Annotated in this window: 33 protein-coding genes; 30 read left to right on the top strand and 3 right to left on the bottom strand. The window is 69.3% G+C overall.

Annotated features, from left to right (window positions below):
- Position 1: 1 nt before the first annotated feature.
- The 26 genes from SGFS_RS06525 to SGFS_RS06400 all read left to right on the top strand — a co-directional run bounded on the left by SGFS_RS06525 (position 2) and on the right by SGFS_RS06400 (position 16,247).
- Positions 2 to 124: a hypothetical protein gene (locus SGFS_RS06525; RefSeq protein WP_286248379.1), complete on the top strand. Its 123-nt coding sequence runs from the start codon at positions 2 to 4 to the stop codon at positions 122 to 124.
- A complete protein-coding gene (gene dnaN / locus SGFS_RS06520) occupies positions 124 to 1,254 on the top strand; it encodes a DNA polymerase III subunit beta (protein WP_286248377.1) in 1,131 nt (376 codons plus the stop codon). Before SGFS_RS06525 ends, dnaN begins: the two co-directional genes overlap by 1 nt.
- 14 nt (positions 1,255 to 1,268) lie before the next feature.
- A complete protein-coding gene (locus SGFS_RS06515) occupies positions 1,269 to 1,919 on the top strand; it encodes a hypothetical protein (RefSeq protein ID WP_286248376.1) in 651 nt (216 codons plus the stop codon).
- Positions 1,920 to 2,059: 140 nt separating this feature from the next.
- Complete coding sequence (locus tag SGFS_RS06510; protein ID WP_286248375.1) at positions 2,060 to 2,404, top strand: hypothetical protein; 345 nt, start codon at positions 2,060 to 2,062, stop codon at positions 2,402 to 2,404.
- On the top strand, positions 2,401 to 3,246 hold the full coding sequence (locus SGFS_RS06505; RefSeq protein ID WP_286248374.1) for a hypothetical protein: 846 nt from the start codon (positions 2,401 to 2,403) through the stop codon (positions 3,244 to 3,246). Before SGFS_RS06510 ends, SGFS_RS06505 begins: the two co-directional genes overlap by 4 nt.
- A 2-nt stretch (positions 3,247 to 3,248) precedes the next feature.
- A complete protein-coding gene (locus tag SGFS_RS06500; RefSeq protein WP_286248372.1) occupies positions 3,249 to 4,220 on the top strand; it encodes a recombination directionality factor in 972 nt (323 codons plus the stop codon).
- An 83-nt stretch (positions 4,221 to 4,303) separates the two neighbouring features.
- Positions 4,304 to 4,684 carry a hypothetical protein gene (locus SGFS_RS06495; protein ID WP_286248370.1) on the top strand — a complete coding sequence of 127 codons (381 nt, stop codon included), beginning with the start codon at positions 4,304 to 4,306 and terminating at the stop codon, positions 4,682 to 4,684.
- Positions 4,681 to 4,836, top strand: coding sequence for a hypothetical protein (locus SGFS_RS06490; RefSeq protein ID WP_286248368.1), 156 nt, complete (start codon positions 4,681 to 4,683; stop codon positions 4,834 to 4,836). Before SGFS_RS06495 ends, SGFS_RS06490 begins: the two co-directional genes overlap by 4 nt.
- Positions 4,833 to 5,681: a helix-turn-helix domain-containing protein gene (locus SGFS_RS06485; protein WP_286248366.1), complete on the top strand. Its 849-nt coding sequence runs from the start codon at positions 4,833 to 4,835 to the stop codon at positions 5,679 to 5,681. The genes SGFS_RS06490 and SGFS_RS06485 overlap by 4 nt, the downstream gene beginning before the upstream one ends.
- Positions 5,678 to 6,136 (top strand): helix-turn-helix domain-containing protein, encoded by a 459-nt coding sequence (locus SGFS_RS06480; protein ID WP_286248365.1) that lies wholly within the window; start codon positions 5,678 to 5,680, stop codon positions 6,134 to 6,136. The genes SGFS_RS06485 and SGFS_RS06480 overlap by 4 nt, the downstream gene beginning before the upstream one ends.
- Positions 6,137 to 6,764: 628 nt before the next feature.
- Entirely contained in the window at positions 6,765 to 7,031 is a 267-nt protein-coding gene (locus SGFS_RS06475; protein WP_286248364.1) for a hypothetical protein, read from the top strand.
- Entirely contained in the window at positions 7,032 to 9,437 is a 2,406-nt protein-coding gene (locus SGFS_RS06470) for a DnaB-like helicase N-terminal domain-containing protein (RefSeq protein WP_286248362.1), read from the top strand.
- Entirely contained in the window at positions 9,434 to 10,156 is a 723-nt protein-coding gene (locus tag SGFS_RS06465; RefSeq protein WP_286248360.1) for a PDDEXK family nuclease, read from the top strand. The genes SGFS_RS06470 and SGFS_RS06465 overlap by 4 nt, the downstream gene beginning before the upstream one ends.
- Positions 10,157 to 10,190: 34 nt before the next feature.
- Positions 10,191 to 10,445, top strand: coding sequence for a hypothetical protein (locus SGFS_RS06460; protein WP_286248358.1), 255 nt, complete (start codon positions 10,191 to 10,193; stop codon positions 10,443 to 10,445).
- A 26-nt stretch (positions 10,446 to 10,471) separates the two neighbouring features.
- Entirely contained in the window at positions 10,472 to 10,750 is a 279-nt protein-coding gene (locus SGFS_RS06455; RefSeq protein ID WP_286248357.1) for a hypothetical protein, read from the top strand.
- Between the two features lie 83 nt (positions 10,751 to 10,833).
- Complete coding sequence (locus tag SGFS_RS06450; protein ID WP_286248354.1) at positions 10,834 to 11,178, top strand: hypothetical protein; 345 nt, start codon at positions 10,834 to 10,836, stop codon at positions 11,176 to 11,178.
- Between the two features lie 63 nt (positions 11,179 to 11,241).
- Positions 11,242 to 11,715 carry a hypothetical protein gene (locus SGFS_RS06445; RefSeq protein ID WP_286248351.1) on the top strand — a complete coding sequence of 158 codons (474 nt, stop codon included), beginning with the start codon at positions 11,242 to 11,244 and terminating at the stop codon, positions 11,713 to 11,715.
- Positions 11,716 to 11,801: 86 nt separating this feature from the next.
- Positions 11,802 to 12,374, top strand: a complete 573-nt coding sequence (locus tag SGFS_RS06440) for a hypothetical protein (protein WP_286248349.1) — start codon at positions 11,802 to 11,804, stop codon at positions 12,372 to 12,374.
- Positions 12,371 to 12,589 (top strand): hypothetical protein, encoded by a 219-nt coding sequence (locus SGFS_RS06435; protein ID WP_286248347.1) that lies wholly within the window; start codon positions 12,371 to 12,373, stop codon positions 12,587 to 12,589. The genes SGFS_RS06440 and SGFS_RS06435 overlap by 4 nt, the downstream gene beginning before the upstream one ends.
- 199 nt (positions 12,590 to 12,788) lie before the next feature.
- Positions 12,789 to 13,028: a hypothetical protein gene (locus SGFS_RS06430; protein ID WP_286248345.1), complete on the top strand. Its 240-nt coding sequence runs from the start codon at positions 12,789 to 12,791 to the stop codon at positions 13,026 to 13,028.
- 37 nt (positions 13,029 to 13,065) lie between these two features.
- Positions 13,066 to 13,389 (top strand): hypothetical protein, encoded by a 324-nt coding sequence (locus tag SGFS_RS06425; protein ID WP_286248344.1) that lies wholly within the window; start codon positions 13,066 to 13,068, stop codon positions 13,387 to 13,389.
- On the top strand, positions 13,386 to 13,577 hold the full coding sequence (locus SGFS_RS06420) for a hypothetical protein (protein WP_286248343.1): 192 nt from the start codon (positions 13,386 to 13,388) through the stop codon (positions 13,575 to 13,577). Before SGFS_RS06425 ends, SGFS_RS06420 begins: the two co-directional genes overlap by 4 nt.
- Entirely contained in the window at positions 13,574 to 13,885 is a 312-nt protein-coding gene (locus SGFS_RS06415) for a hypothetical protein (RefSeq protein WP_286248342.1), read from the top strand. Before SGFS_RS06420 ends, SGFS_RS06415 begins: the two co-directional genes overlap by 4 nt.
- Positions 13,882 to 14,349: a DUF6221 family protein gene (locus tag SGFS_RS06410; protein WP_286248341.1), complete on the top strand. Its 468-nt coding sequence runs from the start codon at positions 13,882 to 13,884 to the stop codon at positions 14,347 to 14,349. Before SGFS_RS06415 ends, SGFS_RS06410 begins: the two co-directional genes overlap by 4 nt.
- Positions 14,350 to 14,378: 29 nt before the next feature.
- Positions 14,379 to 15,032 (top strand): hypothetical protein, encoded by a 654-nt coding sequence (locus SGFS_RS06405; protein ID WP_286248340.1) that lies wholly within the window; start codon positions 14,379 to 14,381, stop codon positions 15,030 to 15,032.
- Between the two features lie 861 nt (positions 15,033 to 15,893).
- Positions 15,894 to 16,247, top strand: coding sequence for a GIY-YIG nuclease family protein (locus tag SGFS_RS06400; RefSeq protein WP_286248339.1), 354 nt, complete (start codon positions 15,894 to 15,896; stop codon positions 16,245 to 16,247).
- A gap of 49 nt (positions 16,248 to 16,296) precedes the next feature.
- On the opposite strand, the gene SGFS_RS06395 is transcribed toward SGFS_RS06400, so the two are convergent.
- The 3 genes from SGFS_RS06395 to SGFS_RS06385 form a co-directional block, all read right to left on the bottom strand.
- Positions 16,297 to 16,710 carry an NUDIX hydrolase gene (locus SGFS_RS06395; protein ID WP_286248338.1) on the bottom strand — a complete coding sequence of 138 codons (414 nt, stop codon included), beginning with the start codon at positions 16,708 to 16,710 and terminating at the stop codon, positions 16,297 to 16,299.
- On the bottom strand, positions 16,707 to 17,342 hold the full coding sequence (locus tag SGFS_RS06390) for an NUDIX hydrolase (RefSeq protein WP_286248337.1): 636 nt from the start codon (positions 17,340 to 17,342) through the stop codon (positions 16,707 to 16,709). Before SGFS_RS06390 ends, SGFS_RS06395 begins: the two co-directional genes overlap by 4 nt.
- Before the next feature lie 130 nt (positions 17,343 to 17,472).
- A complete protein-coding gene (locus tag SGFS_RS06385; protein WP_286248336.1) occupies positions 17,473 to 17,682 on the bottom strand; it encodes a hypothetical protein in 210 nt (69 codons plus the stop codon).
- Between the two features lie 198 nt (positions 17,683 to 17,880).
- Between SGFS_RS06385 and SGFS_RS06380 the strand changes: the two genes are divergently transcribed.
- The 4 genes from SGFS_RS06380 to SGFS_RS06365 are packed head-to-tail and all read left to right on the top strand — an operon-like array spanning position 17,881 to position 19,065.
- Positions 17,881 to 18,336 carry a DUF6907 domain-containing protein gene (locus tag SGFS_RS06380; RefSeq protein WP_286248335.1) on the top strand — a complete coding sequence of 152 codons (456 nt, stop codon included), beginning with the start codon at positions 17,881 to 17,883 and terminating at the stop codon, positions 18,334 to 18,336.
- The gene (locus tag SGFS_RS06375) at positions 18,333 to 18,644 is read left to right on the top strand and encodes a hypothetical protein (RefSeq protein WP_286248334.1); all 312 of its coding nucleotides are present in this window, start codon (positions 18,333 to 18,335) and stop codon (positions 18,642 to 18,644) included. Before SGFS_RS06380 ends, SGFS_RS06375 begins: the two co-directional genes overlap by 4 nt.
- Positions 18,644 to 18,943: a hypothetical protein gene (locus SGFS_RS06370; RefSeq protein ID WP_286248333.1), complete on the top strand. Its 300-nt coding sequence runs from the start codon at positions 18,644 to 18,646 to the stop codon at positions 18,941 to 18,943. The genes SGFS_RS06375 and SGFS_RS06370 overlap by 1 nt, the downstream gene beginning before the upstream one ends.
- Positions 18,940 to 19,065, top strand: coding sequence for a hypothetical protein (locus tag SGFS_RS06365; RefSeq protein ID WP_286248332.1), 126 nt, complete (start codon positions 18,940 to 18,942; stop codon positions 19,063 to 19,065). Before SGFS_RS06370 ends, SGFS_RS06365 begins: the two co-directional genes overlap by 4 nt.
- Positions 19,066 to 19,112: the final 47 nt, after the last annotated feature.

Raw genomic sequence — 19,112 nt, 5'->3', positions numbered from 1 at the left:
CATGCAGCAGCTCGCCCTGTTCCCCGACAGTGACGTGAAGACCGACGGCTACGCCCAGCCTGAACCCCGCGACAACGAGCAGGCCGTCGAGGACACGGACACGATGCTGGAAGAGGCGGCGTAGTGAAACTCCGCATCGACCAGAGGCAGTTGGCTGAAGCCGCCAAGCGCGCCCACCGCCGCCTGCCCAACAACCCGCTGCAACCCATCCTCGGCGGCCTCCTGCTCGAAACCGACGGCGACTCGATCACCCTGTCCGGGTTCGACTACGAGACCAGCACCCGCGCCGCTCTGGCCGCCGACGTACTCGAACCGGGCCACGTGCTCGTGTCCGGCCGGCTGCTCGCGGACGTCGCCGCAGCTCTGCCTGCCGGGCCCGTCGACCTGATCGCCGACGGCAACGAGGCCATCCTGACCGCGCCGGGCACCACGTTCACGCTGCCGACGATGGACCGCCGGGACTACCCGGCACTCCCCGAAGCCCCGGCGCCAGCAGGCACCGTGGACGGCAGCCTGCTCGCCGCGGCCGTGGTGCACGCCGCGCAGGCCTCCATGCCGGACAAGGAAGCCGCCGGCAAACTTGAAGGCCTCCGAGGCGTGCATGTGGCAGCTGACGGCGACCGCCTGACAGTGTCCGCCACCGACCGGTACAGGATCGTGCGGCACCAGATGCCGTGGACGCCGGACGGTGACGCAGAAGGTGACCTGCTGGTGCCCGCCGCCTACCTGGCGGCCACCGCCAAGCAGCTGTCCGGTGGTCCGGTCCGAGTTTCCTTCGCCAGCGACATCGCCGTCGCCGCCCTCGCCAACGACACGCTGACGGTCACCAGCCGCACCATCGCCACCCCGTTCCCTGACATCGAGCGCCTCTTCCTCGACCCGGCCGCGGCCTCGGGCTGGATGCGGGCCGATGCTGGCGAACTGGTGGAAGCCGTCAAGCGAGTGGCTCTCGTGAACGACAAGGACGACCAGACGGTGGTCCTGTCCTTCGACAGCGACCAGGTGACGGTGCAGGCCGGCATCAACGGCCCGCAGGGGGCATCCAGTATCGGCGTCGAATCGGCCGACCTGGACGGATTCACCGCCAGCTACCGGGCCGAGTGGCTGGCCTCGGTGCTGGCCCCGATCGGCGGCCAAGTGCAGGTCTGGTTCACCACGCCGACGAAGCCGGTGCTGATCCGGCCCGTCGACGACGACGGCGCCGCCACCGACAACTACCGGGCCGTGTGCATGCCCGTCCGTCTTTCTCGCTGACCAGGAGCCCACACGTGATCACCATTGCTGACCGCACCCTCAGCCGCCTCGTCGCACAAACCCGGCCGCACGTCGGAAACCTCATCGACGCCGAAGCCGTCCAGTGCATCACCTTCGACCACGACGGCCGCCACTTGTACGCCATGGCCACCAACCGGTTCACCATCGCCGTCTCCCGCACCCAGGTCACTGGCGGCGGCGACGAACCGTGGTCGGCCATCGTGCACCGCACTCAGCTGCCCGAAGTGGCCGCTGCGGTCAAGCTCCTCGACACGGACACCGTCCAGTTGGAGCGCACCGAAGACCGGTTGATCCTTTCGGGGAAGCGCGGCCACCGCGTCGCCGTCGACCTCAGCACCTACGCCAAGGAGCCGCTGGACTGGCGGAAGCTGCTGCTGCCCGCCTTGGAGAAGCCCGCGGCCGACGCGCAGATGGCGATGGACCCGAGGTTCTTCGGTGCCTGGAAGAACTTGCCGAAGCCCGTCCAGATGTGGTCGACCGGCGAGGGCCGCATGTCGCTGATCGTCGCTGCGGACTTCCTCGGAGGGCAGATGCCGCTCCGCCGCGAGGGTGCAGATCTCGAACTGCGCCGCGAGTTGGACGCCTGGGCTGCGGCCAAGCGCGAGGAAGAGGAACCGGAGACCGCCCAGCCGGCCGCCGCCTGATCCACAACCGAAGACCAGCGCCCGTCGAGCCTTCCCCCAACTCCGGGCGCCACCAAGGGCCGCCAGCCCTGCACCCACCCCCCCGGTCGGGGCTGGCGGCCCGCCCATCAGCACACCCTGAACACCCTCAGGAGAGCCCCATGAGCACCAGCAACCCCACCATCAGCAGCGAAGTCGCCGCCCACGTCCTCTCCCACTTCGGCCGACCCGGCGGCTACCCGGCCGGCGACTGGACCGAATCCCTCATCAGCCTCATCGACCGCGCCGACATGACCAACCGGGCCAAACTCCTCGGCGCCTACCCCGACTACGGGGCCGCCATCACCCTCGCCAAGTACGACGAGGCCGGCATCGACACTCTCCAGGCCATGGCCACCGGCATCACGCTCCGCTGCACCCGCTGCCGCGACGAAGACGGCCCGTTCACCGCGGCCGGGCTGTGCGAGGCGTGCGCCCGCCCGATGCCCCTCGGTGGCGCCGCATGACCGACCCGAAGTACGCCAAGGACACCGACAACGGCCGCTACTACACCGACCCGGCCGGCGGCCCCGACCTCGTCTCCGTCACCAACGTCCTCTCCGTCGGCGTCGCCAAGCACGCCATCCCGCCGTGGGCCGTCAAGCTCACCGCCGAGTGGGTGCTGGAACACCGCATCGAGGTCGCCCGCCGCGCCGTCAAAGACCGCGAGCAGCTGCTGAAGGACATGAAGGCCGTTCACCGCAACGCCAGCGACAAGGCCAAGAACCTCGGCACCCGCATCCACTACCGCGCCCACATGATGGCCCTCGGAGCGCCCTACCCCGAGGACCTGGAAGTCGACCCCTACGCCCGCCAACTGGTCCTGTTCTGGCAGCGCTGGGACGTCGACCTCGCCGAGGACATCCTTGCCGCAGAGATGACGTTCCTGCACCGCCGCCTCGGCTACGCAGGCACCGGCGACGTCGTGATGCTGCTGCGCACCGGATGGCGCCGCATCCGGGGCCGCCGAGTGAAGCAGTCGTGGCTCGTCGACTACAAGACGTCGGCAACCCGGCCCGCCTCCTCGGTCTACCCCGAGTACACCCTGCAGCTCGCGGCGCTGAGGTTCGCCGAGACGGTGCTGCTGCCCGACGACACCGAGCACCCCGTGCCGGCCGTGCAGCACACCGGGATCCTCAACCTCCGCTCCCGCTCCCACGCCCTCGTGCCAATGCCAGGCAACCGGCGCGCCCACCGGGCCTTCCGCGGCGCTCTGGAGACCACCAAGTGGCTGCACGCCGCGCCGACCGCCTACCCCGCGCTGCTGCCCCCGGCAGCCGACGCGCGGCCCACCCGAAAGGCAGCCTGACCATGGGCTCCCGGATCATCACGCTGCAGCGCCAGGCCCGCGAACTCGGCCGCCTGCGCACCGGCTACAGCATCCCGAACGACGACCCCAACAAGCGGCCCCGGCCCGTGAAGTCGAAGACATGGGTCGTCACCTCCCACGCCGAGCACTACGTGCAGGCCGCAGTCGACGCATGGGGCGGCAAGATCGAACGCTGGCAGCCGCAAGGCAACGGCGTCCCCCAGTTCCGGGTCATCACCGAGGCCGAGCAGATCGAAGCGCTGCTGCCGCACGGCGACCCGCTGTCCCAGTACAACGAGATGTGGAACAAGGGCGGTTGCGCCCGCCGCTGCGACGGCCAGACCGAACAGATCTCGCGCCGCCCCTGCCTGTGCCTCGCAGAGTACGGCGAGGAATGGCACCTGCTGCGGCAGGACCAGTACCGCAAGGACAAGGTCTGCGCGGCCACATCCCGCCTGAACGTGATCCTCCCCGACATGCCTGACATGGGCGTGTGGCGGGCGGAGACCCACAGCTTCTACGCCGCGAACGAGATGGCGGGCACCGTCGACCTGGTCCTCTCCGGGACTGGCGGAAAGGGTCTGGTTCCGGTGACGTTGCGCATCGAGCCGCGCACCCGGGTGGCGGGCGGGCAGACCAAGCACTTCCCGGTGGTCGTCGTCGAGGTCCGCGGGGTCACCCCGCGCCAGGCCCTCACAGGACCGCTGCCGACCGCGCTCGCCCTCGACCCGGCAGGTGGCGGCCAGGCGGTCGCCGCAATCGAGGCGCTCCGCCCTGACTACCTCGCAGAAGCCGAGGGGGCGCTCACCTCCGACGACGTGCGCGACGTGTGGCGCAAGGCCCGCAACGCCGGCCACGTCGACAAGGGCGGCAGCGACGAACTGTCCAAGCAGCTCATGGCGATTGCCGAACGCATGGACGCCGAGGCCAACGACACCGGCGATGAACCCGTCGAGGGCGAGCTCGTCGACTAACCAACCCATCCGGGCTCCCGCCCGCCGCAAACAGGCGGGCGCCCGGCTCACCCCAAGGACACCACAGCCGTAAGGAGCTCGTCATGGCCCGCAAACTCAGCCCCGCGGAACGCCTCGCCTCTGCCGAGAAGGATTTCCTGCTGGAGGAGATCGCCGATCAGTCCTCGTGGGACCAGTTCATCGTCGAGCAGGCCGTTTTCCACTTCGGCCAGCGCCATAACGAATGGTCCTGCAACGACCTCCGCGACGTGCTGCCCGAGCTCGGCCACGGATTCCTCGGCGCCGCAATCAACTCGCTGCGCACCGCCGGGATCATCGAGCACACCGACCGGACGGTGCCGTCCACGCAGGCCAACACGCACGCGCACCGCATCGCCGTCTGGACGCTCACCGACAAGGGCCGTGCCATAGCCGCGCAGCGCCAGGCCGCCCGCGCCGAGCAGTCGAAGGCGGCGGCAGCGTGACCGGGCGCCTCATCACCGCCCTCCCGGCCCTCATCTACGCCGCAGCCATCCTCGCCCTCGCCATCAGCGCCATCATCCGCAGCCTCCGCAACGCCAACCAACTCATCGACGACATCTGCAACCAGCCGGGAGAGGAGAACCCGCAGCCATGACCGCCACCGATCGCGAAGCCCCCCACCACCGCAACCTCACCTGCGTCAAGCAGTACCGCTGCCGCCTCCCCGAATGCGTCGCCCGCATCCAGGCCTACGAGCGGCGCCGCTACCGGCAGAAGGGATACGGCACCTGGCAACCCCTCGTCGACGCCGAACCCGCCCGCCAGCACATCGCCGCCCTCCGCGCCGCCGGCCACGGTCTCACCAGCATCCAGAAGGACGCCAAGGTGAGCAGTGCCACCATCGCCCGAATCCTGTACGACGGTGTCAACCCGCGCGCCGAACGCATCCGCCCCGAGGTAGCCGCCCGCATCCTCGCCGTCCGCATCCGGCCCGCGGCCGTGACCGCGCACACGATCGTCGACGGCACCGGCACACGGCGCCGTTTGCAAGCCCTCATCGCGATGGGCTGGACCTGCCGTGCGCTCGCCCCACGGCTCGGCATCCACGCCCGGCAGGTCGACAGCCTGGTGTGGTCCGAGCGAGTCCTGGCCTCCACCGCGGCGCGGGTCGCGGAACACTACCGGGTTCTGCAGACCTGTCGGCCGGGCGACCACGGCGTCCCGAGCCGGTCGCAGAACCTGGCCCGCAACACCGCCGCCCGCAACGGCTGGCACGGGCCGCTCGCCTGGGACGACATCGACGACCCGAACGCCGAGCCCGAGACCGACACGGACGACACGACCACGCCCCGGCGGCGCAAGGTCAACGCCGACCCGGCGCGCGTCGCCCGCCTCACCGCGCAGGGCATGACCGCCGAACAGATCGCCCGCGAGATCGGCTGCCACAAGCGCACCGTCGTCCGCGCCCGCGGCCGGGCAGAACTGGCGGTGGCGGCATGAGCGCCGAGCAACGCGCCCACATCGAGGCACTCCTCCGTGCCGGACTGAGCAACCTCGAGATCCACCGCCGCACCGGGGCCGCCCGCACCACCGTCGCACGCCACCGACGGCGCCTCGGCCTCCCCGGCTACCACACCACCCCCGACAGCCCGAACTGCCGCCACGGGCACCCCTTCCCGCTCAACCTCGGCAGCAGCGAGAACGGGCATCTGATCTGCCTCGAATGCCGGCGCCGACGGCAACGCGAGCAGGCTGCCCGCGCCTACGTCCCGGCACAGCCGGACGTGGCCGCCATCGAACGCACTGTCGCCGGGGATCCGCCCGCCCGGCTGACGCCGCGGGAACGTCACGCCGCCATCCACCGGCTCGACCGCTGGGGCCTGTCGGCCGCGGTCATCGCCGAACGCGTCCGCTGCTCCAAGCGCACCGTCCACCGGGCCAGGGCCGCCGCGTGACCGGCTGCTGTCGGCCGCGCGCCGGACCCTAACCCGCCGCCCTCCGCCCCCGATTCATCCGCTCCAGCCGAAGGACAAAGCCGTGACCTTGGACGCCATGCACTGGGTGTGGAACCACTCCCAGTCGAAGGGGAACGCCCGGATCGCGCTGCTCTACGTAGCCGACCAGGTGCGCACTCCCAGGTGCGTGGTGCGGCTGAGCTATGCCGACTTCATGGAGGCTCTCAATGCCCCGCGGTCGACGGTCAAGGCCGCCGTCAAGGCAGCCGTGCTGTCCGGGGAACTGGAGCTGCAGGAGCTCGGCAAGGGGACGCGGCCGTCGCAGTACCGGCTCCCGAAAGCGGTCGGGTACGTCCGGCCGTCCACCTCTAGTGGGCCGGATTCTGACCCACTAGAGACTCACGAGACCACCTCTAGTGGGCCGGATTCTGACCCACTAAGCCCGAACCATGATCACGCTAGTGGGCCGGATTCTGACCCAGAGAGGGCCGGATTTCGGCCCTCTAGTGGGCCGGATTCTGACCCACACTCCCCAACCCACTCACCCAGCAAGCACGAGGGAGAGCCGGAGAGGCAGCAGCAGGACGATTACGGCATCCCCGACGCCGTCCGCCCGCTCGTCGACAGCATGACCGCCAGCGGCGTCATCGTCCGCTGGCCCTTCACCGGCGACCAGTGGTTCCCGCTCATCGCACTCATCAGCAAATGCGGCGTCCCGGCGCTCGTCGCCTATGCCCGCCGCACCGCCGACCGCACCCACGTCGACTCCGCCCGCTACTTCATGCGCGGCTGGAGCGAACTCCCGCCCAAGCCCGCGGCCGGCAGCCCCATCCACACGCCCCGCCCGCACCTGCGCGCCGTGGGCCAGAGCCCTGAAGACAGGGGGATCTTCTAAGTGACCACCGACCTCGAGCCCGACTACACGGACATCCCGCTCGAGCGCGTCCCGCCGCAAGACTTCGAAGCCGAGCAGGGCGCCCTCGGAGCCTGCCTGCTCTCCAAGACCGCCCTCGCCGAAGTCCGTGACGCCGTCGAAGTAGCCGCGTTCTACCAGCCCCGCCATCAAGTGATCTTCAGCGCGATCCTGCACATGGACTCCCGGGGCCTGTCCGTCGACCAGATCACCCTCGGCAAATACCTCGCCGACACCGGCGACCTCATGCGCGTCGGCGGCGCCGCCTACCTGTACACGCTCGTCCGCGCCGTACCCACCGCCGCCAACGGCGAGTACTACGCCGAGATCGTCCAAGACCGCGGCCTGCGCCGGTCCCTCATCGAACTCGGCACCCGCACCGCCCAAGCCGGCTACAGCACCACCGGCGAAACAACCGACCTCATCGAACGCGTCGTCGCAGAATCCCGCGACCTCCGCGACCGCGGCATGGCCTCCGAAGACCTCCCCGTCGAAGACATCCTCGACTTCGTCCAGCACGAGGACACCTACGACTGGGTCGTCCCCGGACTCCTCGAGCGGCAAGACCGGCTGATCCTTACGGCGAGTGAGGGAGGCGGCAAGGCGCTCGCACTGGACACGCCCGTTCCCACGCCCAAGGGGTGGACGACGATGGGTGAGCTCACCGTCGGACAGGAAGTCTTCGCCCCCGACGGGACCATCACCCGGATCATCGCCGCCACCGAGCCGATGCTCGGCCGACCCTGCTACCGGATGCAGTTCTCCGATGGCGCAGAGATCGTCGCCGACGCTGCACACCTCTGGCTCACCGAGACGCTGCTCTCTCGAGAAGCGACCGCCCGTCACGCCAAGCGCGGGCCGCTCAAGCCGCACGGCACCGACCAGGCTCACAAGCGCAAGTACTTCCCGCAGGTCGTCACCACCGAGCACATCGCCCAGACACTCACGGCCAGGGGCGGCCACGCCCTCAACCACTCCATCGAGACCTGCGCGCCGTTGCAGTACCCGGCACAGCAACTGTCGATCGACCCCTACGCCCTCGGCGCCTGGCTCGGCGACGGGCACTCCGCCGGAAGTCGCATCACCTGCGACCCCGAAGACGCGGAGATCATCGAGAACATCCGTGCGGCTGGCATCCCCGTGCGCAAGATGACCACTCCGTTCCTGTGGACGCTTGGCGACGGAACCGGGAAGGGCAAGCGAGGCGACGCCACCATCGCTGGGAAACTGCGTGCGCTCGGCGTGCTCAACAACAAGCACATCCCGACGATCTACCTGCGGGCTTCGGCAGAGCAGCGTCTCGCCCTGCTGCAGGGCCTCATGGACACGGACGGCACCGCGCTCGGCAGCAACAAGTGCGAGTTCTCCGTCACCAACAAGGCCCTCGCCGACGGCTTCCTGGAGCTGGTCCTCGGGCTCGGCATCAAAGCGACCCTGCGTCAAGATCCTGCCACCCTCAACGGGCGGATTGTCGGCATCCGGTACCGCATTCAGTTCATCACCGCACTGCCGGTCTTCCGTCTCGCCCGCAAAGCGAACCGGATGCGGCCCCTGAGGACCCGCCGGGCCGAACTGCGCTACATCAAGGCAGTTGATCCCGTGGACCCCGTGCCCGTGCGGTGCATCCAAGTGGACCGGGCGGACGGCATGTTCGTCGTCGGACGCGAGTGCATCCCCACGCACAACAGCACTCTGCTTCGGCAGATGTCCGTCACCCTCGCCGCCGGCATCCACCCGTTCCGCACCTGGGAGGTCATCGACCCCGTCAAGGTGCTTACCCTCGACTGCGAGAACGGTGAGGCCGCCTCCCGCCGCAAGTTCCGGCCCCTGCTCGCCGCCGCCGAGGGCCTCGAGCAGCCGGTACGCCGCGGCCAGTTCCACATCGAATGCCGCCCCCAGGGCCTCGACCTGACCCGGCCGTCCGACCGGGCGTGGGCGATGCGCCGCGTCGAAAAGATCAAGCCAGACGTACTGATCATCGGCCCCGTCTACCGGCTCCACGCAGGCAACCCCAACGACGAAGAACTCGCCCGCAAAGTCTCCGTCGTCATCGACGAAGCCCGCGCCACCGCCGGCTGCACCGTCCTCATGGAGGCCCACGCCCCCCACGGCAACAACATGGGCCCGCGCTCCCTGCGCCCCCTCGGCTCCAGCCTGTGGATGCGCTGGCCCGAGTTCGGGTTCGGCCTGCGCCCCGTCGAAGACGAGAAGTCCGCGCAGAACGTCGAAGGCGCCCGCGGCCGACGAGTTGTCCCCTGGCGAGGCAGCCGCGACGAACGCGACTGGCCTCAATTCATCAAGCAGGGCGAGAAGTGGCCCTGGATCTCTTACAAGCCCATCGACGCCGACCAGTACAGCGGCTACTCCGAGACGGGAGCGATCTGGTGAGTTTCGAAGAGCTCTGCGACGCCATACCCGAGGACAACCCCTTCGGCGTCTACTTCCGCCAGGTGCACGTCCGCGCCGGGCACGAGAGTGGCCAGCCGGGCGCACTCGCTGGCGACATGACCCACGAGGCGCTGCCCAGTTGGTATGGCGGGATCACGTTCCGATCCAAACTCGAAGCCGACTGGGCCGCCACCCTCGACACCTACAGGGTTCGCTGGGAGTACGAACCCGAGACGATCACTCTCGACTCCGGGGCCAAGTACATACCCGACTTCCGGCTCCCCGACATCGGTGCGTGGCTAGAGGTCAAAGGCACTGGCGTCCCGCGAATTGAGAAGGCCATCGAGCTGGGCCAGATGCTCGCCTGCCGCTGCGGTGGCGACTGCGTGTGCGAATGGCCCGGCGGCCAGTTGGTCGTCATAGGGCGCCCGCCGAAGCCCTACAACCCATGGCTGGACCCCGAGTACGACGACAGGCCGTGGGCCGCAAGTCGCGTCCGAACCTGGCGCGAGGAGGGTCATCCCGTGTGGGAGCCGGCCTGCGGGCGCGGCGCCTGGTTCACCCTCTGCCCGGACTGCCTCTGCGGCCAGTGGACCGCCGACTTCCGGTGCCGTGCCTGCCGTGGCCGGCTTGCCGGCGGCCACGCCTACCAGTCCGGCGACGTGGGGCTGCGGTTCACCAACTCCGACTGCCACGTCGCCCCGCCCCGCACCGCCTGATCTACCCCGCCACCACCTGAAAGGGACCCGCCCCATGGACGCCATCCACGACCACGACGGCCCCGAAGTCCGGATCTTCCACCGCCCCGCCGGCTGGGTGCTGCCCGACTACACCGACCTCGCCGACTGCACGACCAACTACCACCGCGCCCAGGACGGCCGCCCAGCCTGCACTGGCATCGCCGTCTGGAAGGTCGTCGAGGACCACGGCATGCACCTGACCATCGGCTTCTACTGCGACGCCGACCTCCCCGCCGAGCACCAGCCCGCCACCACCCCCGCCGTTTGAGCCCCCGCCCACCACAGGAGACAACCGTGAACACCACGCCCGAGCCCCGCGCGCTCGCCTGCACCCAATGCGGAGCGCCGGTGACCATCGCCGAGGACATCACCGGCTACCTCGACTGGGGCCTTGCCGTGATCGGCGACGACGGTGTGGTGCGCCGCGAGGAATGGGACTGCGAACCGCGCGTCCTCATGGCCGACAACTCGCGCACCGTCGGCCGCCCGCGCGCCTGCTGCACGAACCGGGAGTGCGGCCACCAGTGGCGGCTTAAGCGCCCGTTCGACCCCGCGGCCGAGCCGCCTACCTGACCGCGCCCGTGGCGTCTTCCCGCCATCGACACGAACCGCACCGTCTCGCCAAGGGTGGGACGGCAACCAGACAGGACACCACCATGACCGCCGCCGCCGCCGAAGCCGCCGAACTCCGAGCCGCCGCCGACAAGCTCCGCCAACTCGTCGCCGCGATCAGCCCGCCCAACCCCGTCGCCGCCCGCTTCCACGCCGACGACCGCCACGTCACCCAAGGCGACCACGGCCTCTACGACGTCGCCACCGCCGAAACCCCCGAGTGCGCCGCCTTCATCGCCGCGATGGACCCGCCCCTCGCGCTCGCCCTCGCGGACTGGCTCGGCTGCCTGGCGATGCTCGACCCGTCCGAGCGTGACGCCGAGACCTGCGGCTGGTGCAGCGCCAACCACCCGGCCGCTGTGGCCCGCGCCCTCAACCCCGTCGTGTAGCCCGCGCCCAGCCGACGATCACCCACGCGGGGACCGGTCCGCCCACCCACGAAAGGCCACCCGATGACCGACCAGCACGAGCCCGGCACCTACTACTGGTCCGCCGACACCGACCACTGCCCCCACAAGCCGATCCCCGAACAGGGCACCGACGCCTGGGACCAGTGGATGTGCAACCACCAGCCCTACGACGACGGCATCCTCTGCCTGTCCGCCCCCGCCGGATCCGCCTGTCTGGCCTGCTCCGCCGAGGAGGGCGACATGGTGCCGTGGGAGGCGTGCCGGGTACGCGAGCACGCCCGACCCAAGCACGGCATCGTCCCCAGCATCGACACCGCGCACGAGCCCGTCACGGTTCTCGTCGGCACCTTCGAGTGCCTGGACCGCGAGTGCGACGAGTACTTCGACGACGACGGCCGCGAGGACCCCGGCATCGAGCGCTGCTCCCACATCCGCGAAGAGCAGGTCTGCTCCTGCCAGCGACAGGACAACGGCGAGTACAGCAGCGAGCCCTGCCGCGCCGCCGCCGCGGTCTGACGCATCCGGCTACCCCGCCAGAACGCCGGCCGCCGGTATTCGACCTACCGGCGTCCGGCCCCCCTGATCATCCCCGAGGAGAAGCTGTGACCAACCCCGAGACCGACCGCCGCGAGACGGTGGAGTACTTCGTCCAGTGCCAGCAGCCTGACGGCACGTGGGAGCAAGCCAGCAGCACGGCCACCGATCTGGACTTCGCGACCGAGCGTCTTGCAGCGCGCCGCAGGATGCGGCCGGAGTTCGTGTACCGGATCGCGCAGCGGACCACGGTCGTGGTCGTCGGGCCCGCTCCTGCTGCCGTGTCTGTCCCGCCGCCCGCGACACGAGCGGACGCTGAGGCCGTCGCCCGAGTCCGCGCCCTGCACCAACCCGTCGAGTGCGTCAACGTCCGCTGCAAGCTCAAGCAGTGGTGCATCGGCTGCGACCCCGACGGCATCGAAGGCTGCGACGAGAACCCTTGGCCCTGCCCGACGATCCGCGCGCTCGACGGCGAGCAGCCGTCCGGCGGCCCGTGTGTGGCTGGCGAGCAGCAGAACGAGACACCGGAGCACGTCGGCGGACGCGTGAACGCAGAGGACTGCCCGGCCTGTGAGGGCACGAACCCGCCGTACCCGTTCATCTGCCCCGGACCCTCGGCCGTCGAGGAGCCGCAGTCGTGAGCCACGACTTCCAGCCCGGCCGTCGTAGCCGGAAGGGCCGCCCGCAGATGCCGCCGGAGGTGCAGGCGGTCGCCGACGAACTGTCCCGCAGGGCCGCGCAGATGTGGGCGGAGTCGGACGGGGAGCTGTCGATCGCGGAGGCGGTGGAGTTGGCGGCGTTCCGCATGGGTGTCGAAATGCCGCAAACCGTGACGGAACCTCGGGAGGGGCCGTGAGTGCAGATCCTCACCCCGGCAACTTGGGCCCGAGAAAGGCCCTGACGGCCCCTCTCGCGGCCTCAACCCCGCTCGCCGGTGCCTCGCGACGCTGGAGCCGCCTCCAGGGGCCGCAGGGCGCCTCTGAGGGCCACGCTTCCGCCCCGCGACCCCAACCCGAACCCCAAACCCGCACAAACCACACCGACATGGAGACCCGATGAACCTCGCAGCGATCACCATCACCAGCCTCACCCGCAACGAGACCTACGCCGCCATCGACGCCGCACCCCACGGCGCCCACGTCGAACTCGCCATCACCCAGCCCGACGACCGCCACGCCGGACGCCGCTACGACGCCACCATCACCGGCCTCACCGTCACCGGAGCCCGCGACCTGATCAACGCCGTCCACCAGCACATGGACGCCGTGATGGAAACCGGCAAGCCCCCCGCCTGAGCCCCTGCCCGTGCCACACCAACACACGGAGACCGACGTGCGCACACCGCCCCGCAAACCCACCCCCCGCGCCGGAACCCTCCGCTGCGGCGCACGCACCTGGCCCACCGACCCCGAATGCCCCAACACCGCCACCTGGCACATCGCCTGGCTCCTCGCCCCACGAGGCCACTTCTCCCTCGTCTGTGACCACCACCACTCAGGCGTCACCAGCAGCTACGACTACGTCGACTCCCACCCCGCCGAACTCAACTGCGACATGCCTGGCACCGGATGGCTGTCCGGCGACCCGAGCCGCTGCGTCATCGCACCGACCGCCGACCCCGTGGCCCGCGCGGCCAACTCACGGGAGCAGCCGTGACGGCCCCGCCGATCGACTGGCACGACATCTGCACCAACGCCAGCGACTACGACGACTACCAGCCCGGCGACCACGCCCCCACCCCGTTCGACCTCCGCCAACACGAGATGCGCGACCTCCGCGACCAAGGCGTCGGACGCGTCGCCCTCTGGACCGCCGACACCGTGCCCACCGGGAGGTACCTGTGACCCAGCCGCCGACCATCGCCCAGCTCCGCAACCTCACCGACCGGGCAGAGGCGGGTCTCACACCGGACGAACAAGCCCGGCTGCGGGCAGGCGTCGACCGGCTCGAACAAGCCGAAGCCGCGATCGACCGCGTCCGTGCAGCACGTGACCGCATCGCCCACGCCCCCGCCTATGTCGACGCCATCTGGTGCCTGGACCAGCTCGACGCCGCCCTCGCCGAGCAGCCGGCCGCCCACAACGACGGGCCCACCGTCCGCGAAGCAGCCGCAGACGACCGCCGCTGGCCCCTCCAGAAAACCGGCGAATGATGCCCGACCTCCACACCTGGATCACCCAGCAGATTGCCAACGCTGAGCGAGTAGCCCGCCAAGCACGCGAGGACATAGCCGCACTCCTGGCCAGCGGAGAAATCAACTCCCGGATTGCCGAGCGCCACATCGCCCTCAGCGACCCGGCCAACGTCCTACGCCGCTGCACCGCCGACCGGAAGATCCTCGCCGAGCACCAGCCCTTCGGCAGCCAGTGGGAGCCCTACGCCTGCGTTGGCTGTGGCCTCGGCGCCGGCGACTGCGGCGACTGGGTCACCGAACACACCAACGACTGCCCCACCCTCCTCGCACTCGCCGAGGGCTACGGACTCACCGAACAGCAGCGCGCTGGCCTCGATCGGCCCGCACCCGACCCGCCCGCCCACAAACCACACGGGCCCGCACCCGACACCAGCAGAGTCCCCGCCGCGCTCCGCGGACCCAACTGGCGCCCCAACCGCTGACCCAACTGCACCGCAGCAAGGAGCCCCGCATGACCGCCACCTGCACCGCCCCGCACTGCAGCCGTTCGTTGCGTGATCACGAGACCACGGCCGCCCACCAGTTGTGTGACCCGTGCATTCACCGGGCCCGCGACATCCTCCGCAGCATCCCGGCCGCCCTCACCGTCCTCCACGGCAGCCTCCAGCGGGAACGCAGCGGCGACACCGGACGCGCCGGGACGCGGGAAGCGCCGTTGCCGTGCCGGTTGGACACCATCAACCTGATCGGCCCGGCCGCCAGCGGCACCGTTCGCGACCTGCACGGCGACCAGATCGGACAGCAGCCCATCGCGGGAGTCCTCGGCTCGTGGGTGCGGCTCGTATGCGAAGAGCGTCGGATCAACGGGCCCATCCGGTACCGCGTCGAGGACTTGGCCTCCTGGCTCTCCAACCAATTGGGTTTTGCGGCGACGAAGCCGTGGGGCGCGGAACTGGTCAGCGAGTTGAACGACCTCATGTGGCAGATTCGCGGGATTGCTCGAATTGAAATCCGCACCCGCGCGATATCGAGGCCGTGTCCACGCTGTCAGTTGATGGCGCTCAGCCGCACAGACCACGACATGTACACGCGGTGCAGCGGATGCGGAAGCTCCTGGACTGATGCGGAGTTGAATGCCGACGCCGTGGCGAGGAATGCGGCCTGAATTGTCAGTCACCGCCGCTATATTGGTGGTATCAAACACGGCGCGGCCCCGGCGGTGGTGGTGCACCGGCCGGGGCCACTTCGGAGACTATGAAGGAGTCCCCGCGTGACAACTGTACAGAAGCTCTCGCCGAAGGCTCAGGCGGCATGGGGTAAATTCCGGGAACGGGTCGCCCGGATGGGCGGCGAAGTCATCGAGCCGACCTGGCGAGGAGCGACCGTCAAGCACCAAGTGACGTGCTCCGCAGGACACAGCGGCCACGCTATCCCGCACACGCTTCGACACCGTCGCCGGTTGTGTCTTGAGTGCCCTCTCTCCATATCCACCGCAGCCTGGGAGAAGTTCCATGAACGGGTAGCGGAACTGGGTGGGGAGGTTCTCGATACGGAATGGCGAGGGAGCCGTCAGATGTATGCCGTCAGGTGCTCCGTCGGGCATCTCGGCAGGATCTGGCCCATCGGGCTCCATCAGGGTCGAGGCATCTGCAGCACTTGCACCGGTCAGAGTCCGCAGATGGCGTGGGAGAACTTTCGATCCCTCGTTGAGCAGCTAGGCGGGATCGTTGTAGAGGAAGCCTGGAAGGGCAATGGCGAACCCCACGCCTGCCTGTGTTCCAAGGGGCACGAATGCCGACCTCGTCCAGGACACCTGCGTAAGGGTATTGGCATGTGCCGCACGTGTGCGGGCAACGACCCAAAAGCCGCCGAGGAGGCGTTCCGAGCGCGCGTTGAAGAACTCGGCGGCGAAGTCCTTGAGCCGACATGGCGGGGCAACAATAAACCCCATCGGGTCCGCTGCCCGAAGGGCCATGAGTGCTCGCCTACCCCGGGCGCTGTACAGCAAGGGTGTGGCATCTGCCGCATGTGCGCTGGCAAGGCGTGGGACGTGTTCTATGTCGTTGTTGACGAGATCAATGACACCATCAAGTTCGGTATCACATCGGGAGATCCGCGCCCTCGGCTCGGCATGCACGCCCGTGACGGTTTCGGCGACGTCGTTCGCCTCGTAGAGGGCCTGCCCGGTGACCTGGCGCCGCGGCTGGAACGGGCTGTCCTCGCCGCGTTACGGGATGCTCGTGAGGCTCCCGTGCGTGGCCGCGAGTACTTTCCCGCACACGTCCTCCCATTGGTCCTCGACTTGGTCGACGGATGGACGGCAGGGGCACCAGCGCCAGTTGGCGAGCCGGTACAACTCGCCCTCAACATCGCTGCATAGGACACGACTAAGCCCCCCACCTCCACGGTGGGGGGCTTAGTTGCGTTCTTCAGTGCGCCAATGCTTCGTCCAGGTACTCCTGCACGGGCTCGAACAGCCCGTAGGGCACGTACTCGGAGATTTCGCCGTGTGCGACCCAGGAGATCGCGTCGAGCTCCTCGTCATCCGCGACGTGAGCCTCGCCCTCGACGACCTCGCACGCGGTGTACGACATGGCGCGACCGGTCTTCGGGTGGACTCGCTCGCCGATCAGCTTGACCGCCTTTACCGTCAGGCCGGTCTCCTCCAGCGTCTCCCGGACAGCCGCCTCCTCTGGGGCCTCACCCGGCTCGATGCCGCCAGCGGGGAACTGCCACATCAGCTCGCCCTCCTTCACGGCCCGGCGGACCATGAGGACGCGGCCCTCGCTGACGATGATCGCGGCGGAGATGCCGGGCTTCTGGGTAGTGGTCTCGGTCGTCATGCGGCAACCTCCAAGGCGCTCAGGACGGGCGGGAAGATCTGATCTGCGGGAATGAAACGGGTCAGGGTCGAGCGCGGAACCCACGTGACGTCGACATTCTCCAGCGGGTCCCTGTTGGAGGCCTCTCCGGCGAGATGGTCGGCGAGGTAGTACGACGCCACGACCCCGGTCACCGGGTGGACGCGCTCACCCAATCGCTCGCGGACTGCGCAGTGCACACCCGTTTCGCCGTGCGTTTCCTGGGCTGCGACCGTGGCCGGGTCCGCGCCGGGCTTGACCATGCCGGCCGGGAACTGCCAGCGCAGTTCACCATCCCCACGCCTGCATACGAGGAGGACGTCATCCCCTCTGAGGACGATGGCGATGGCCACACGCAGGGCCTGCGCCTCGACCGCTGCCGGCCGGGGGCGAGTCTGGAGACTGAAGCGTCGTTGCACCGATGCGGTCGACCTTTCGTATGCGGTGTCCAGGGCGGATTGAATCTCGGTACGCGGCACGATCTCCGGTGAGGAATGCCAGTTGGCCACCGTGCGGACGGCGACGCCGAGGTGGTCGGCGAAGTCGTCATTCGTCATGCGGAGGGCCTGCTGCAGGGCGCAAGCTTCCCGGCCCGTCCACGTCACGATGTCCACACTGGCGCCCCTGCCTGATCGTCTTGGGCGTACTGCATTACGGCTGCACTCCTGCTGCATCGACACTGCATCAGCTGGTCATGGCGACCCGGTCACGGCGCGGATTGACTCGGAGTATGAATTGGCAACCTCAAGAGCGGTCGGAATGCGGTCGCTTCTTTTCCGGCTTGGGCGGGCGCTCCGGTAGCTCGTCCGTGTCGTGCACCAGCCAGAGCAAAAAGGCCTTGATGTGCTCGTTCATGGTCGAGTCCACGGCTTTGACCGCCGCCTGGGCCCGCTCGTACACGTCGGGGTCAGGGCGGAAGGTGCGGGCTCGATTGAGGTGGACTCCGGCTGGCATGGAGGAATCTTCCCACAGTGGATTGCCACGGTCTAGGGAAGGCGCTACGTTAGTGGAGTGCCACTCGGAGCCGCTCCACCGGCCCGAAGGGGACATCTGTGCCGCTCCACCGGCACACACAAACGAATTCGGCCCCAGCTCAGGGACTCCACTCCCTGGCCAGGGCCTGACCAATCAGGTTCTCTGAAGGGACCCCTGATGGCTACACCGCAGCTTACCGGTGCGTCCATGCGCACCGATCACCCCGCCCTCGCTCCGGGCTTCAGTCTGGTGCCGATGCTGATCGGCCGCCCGGACAACGCGCAGTACGTGTGGGGCCCGTGCCCCACGACGTGGTGTCACATCAAGCACGACAGGGACCGCCAGGTCGCCATCGAGGACGTCTGGCATTCCGGTGACTACATCGACCTGGAACTGCCGCACCGCGACGGCACCGAGCTGCTGGCCTACTTCCGGCTCGGCCTCGACCCGTACAGCGCGGACGAGAGCAAGCGGCGCCCGTTCATCTTCGCCGAGGACGGCAACACGGCCATGGGCTACTACATGGACCCGGAGCACGTCGAGGCGATGTGCGACAAGGCCGAGAAGTCCATCGCGCGGCTCCGCGCCATGGCCGCCGCCTGCCGAGAGGCCGCGACGGAGGTGGCGGCATGAGTGCCACCACCGCCCCGCTTCCCGCCGCCGCGGTCGCCGCGATCCACGGCCTTGAGGCTCGTCTGGCGGGTCTGCGCCGCGGCGAGTCGACGGTGGTCAACGGCACGGTGTGTACGGCCGTCAGCCTGCGGGATGCGGATCTGCTGGACCGGTACGACCGGGTCGCGGCCTGCTGCCGCCGGAAGTCCGCCACCGCCGTGTCGGCTGCCGACTTCGACCGGCTGCTGTGTCTGCAGGATGAGCTGGCGGCGTGCCGCCGTGAGGTCATCGAGGCCGGCCTGCTGCACCTGATCGAGGTGGCAGCGTGATGGCCCGGAACCTGCACCGTGTCGATCAGGCTCGTGAGTCGCTGGCTCTGGCTGCCTCTGTGGATGCGGAGGATGGTCGGGCGGTTGCCCGCCTGGTTGGCCGGCTGGAGTACGACGTCGAGGTTCTGCTCGAGGGGGCTGGCGCCGAGTCTGCGGCCGTTGTGCGGGCCCGGCGCGTGCTGGAGTCGGCGAAGCGGCTGGATATGTCCCAGCGCGGCAGCGTCGCCCGGGCTCTGGGCCGGCTCGAGACGATCCTTGCCGAGCTCGTCGAATTGCTGACGGGGGGTGGCGAGTCGTGACGGAGCAGCAGGCCGCTGACGCCCTCGCCCAGCAGCGGATCGTGGAAGCCATGGCTGCAGCGGCAGCCGCCGAGCGCGCCGCCGCCGAGGCCGCCCGCCTCGCCGCACAGCAGCAGCACTAACCCCCCTTATCGCCGCAGGCGGCGGGATGACCACATCCCCCGCGGCC

The sequence above is a fragment of the Streptomyces graminofaciens genome (assembly GCF_030294945.1).
GTDB classification, from domain to species: domain Bacteria; phylum Actinomycetota; class Actinomycetes; order Streptomycetales; family Streptomycetaceae; genus Streptomyces; species Streptomyces graminofaciens.
This window is presented reverse-complemented; position numbering and strand designations above follow the sequence as displayed.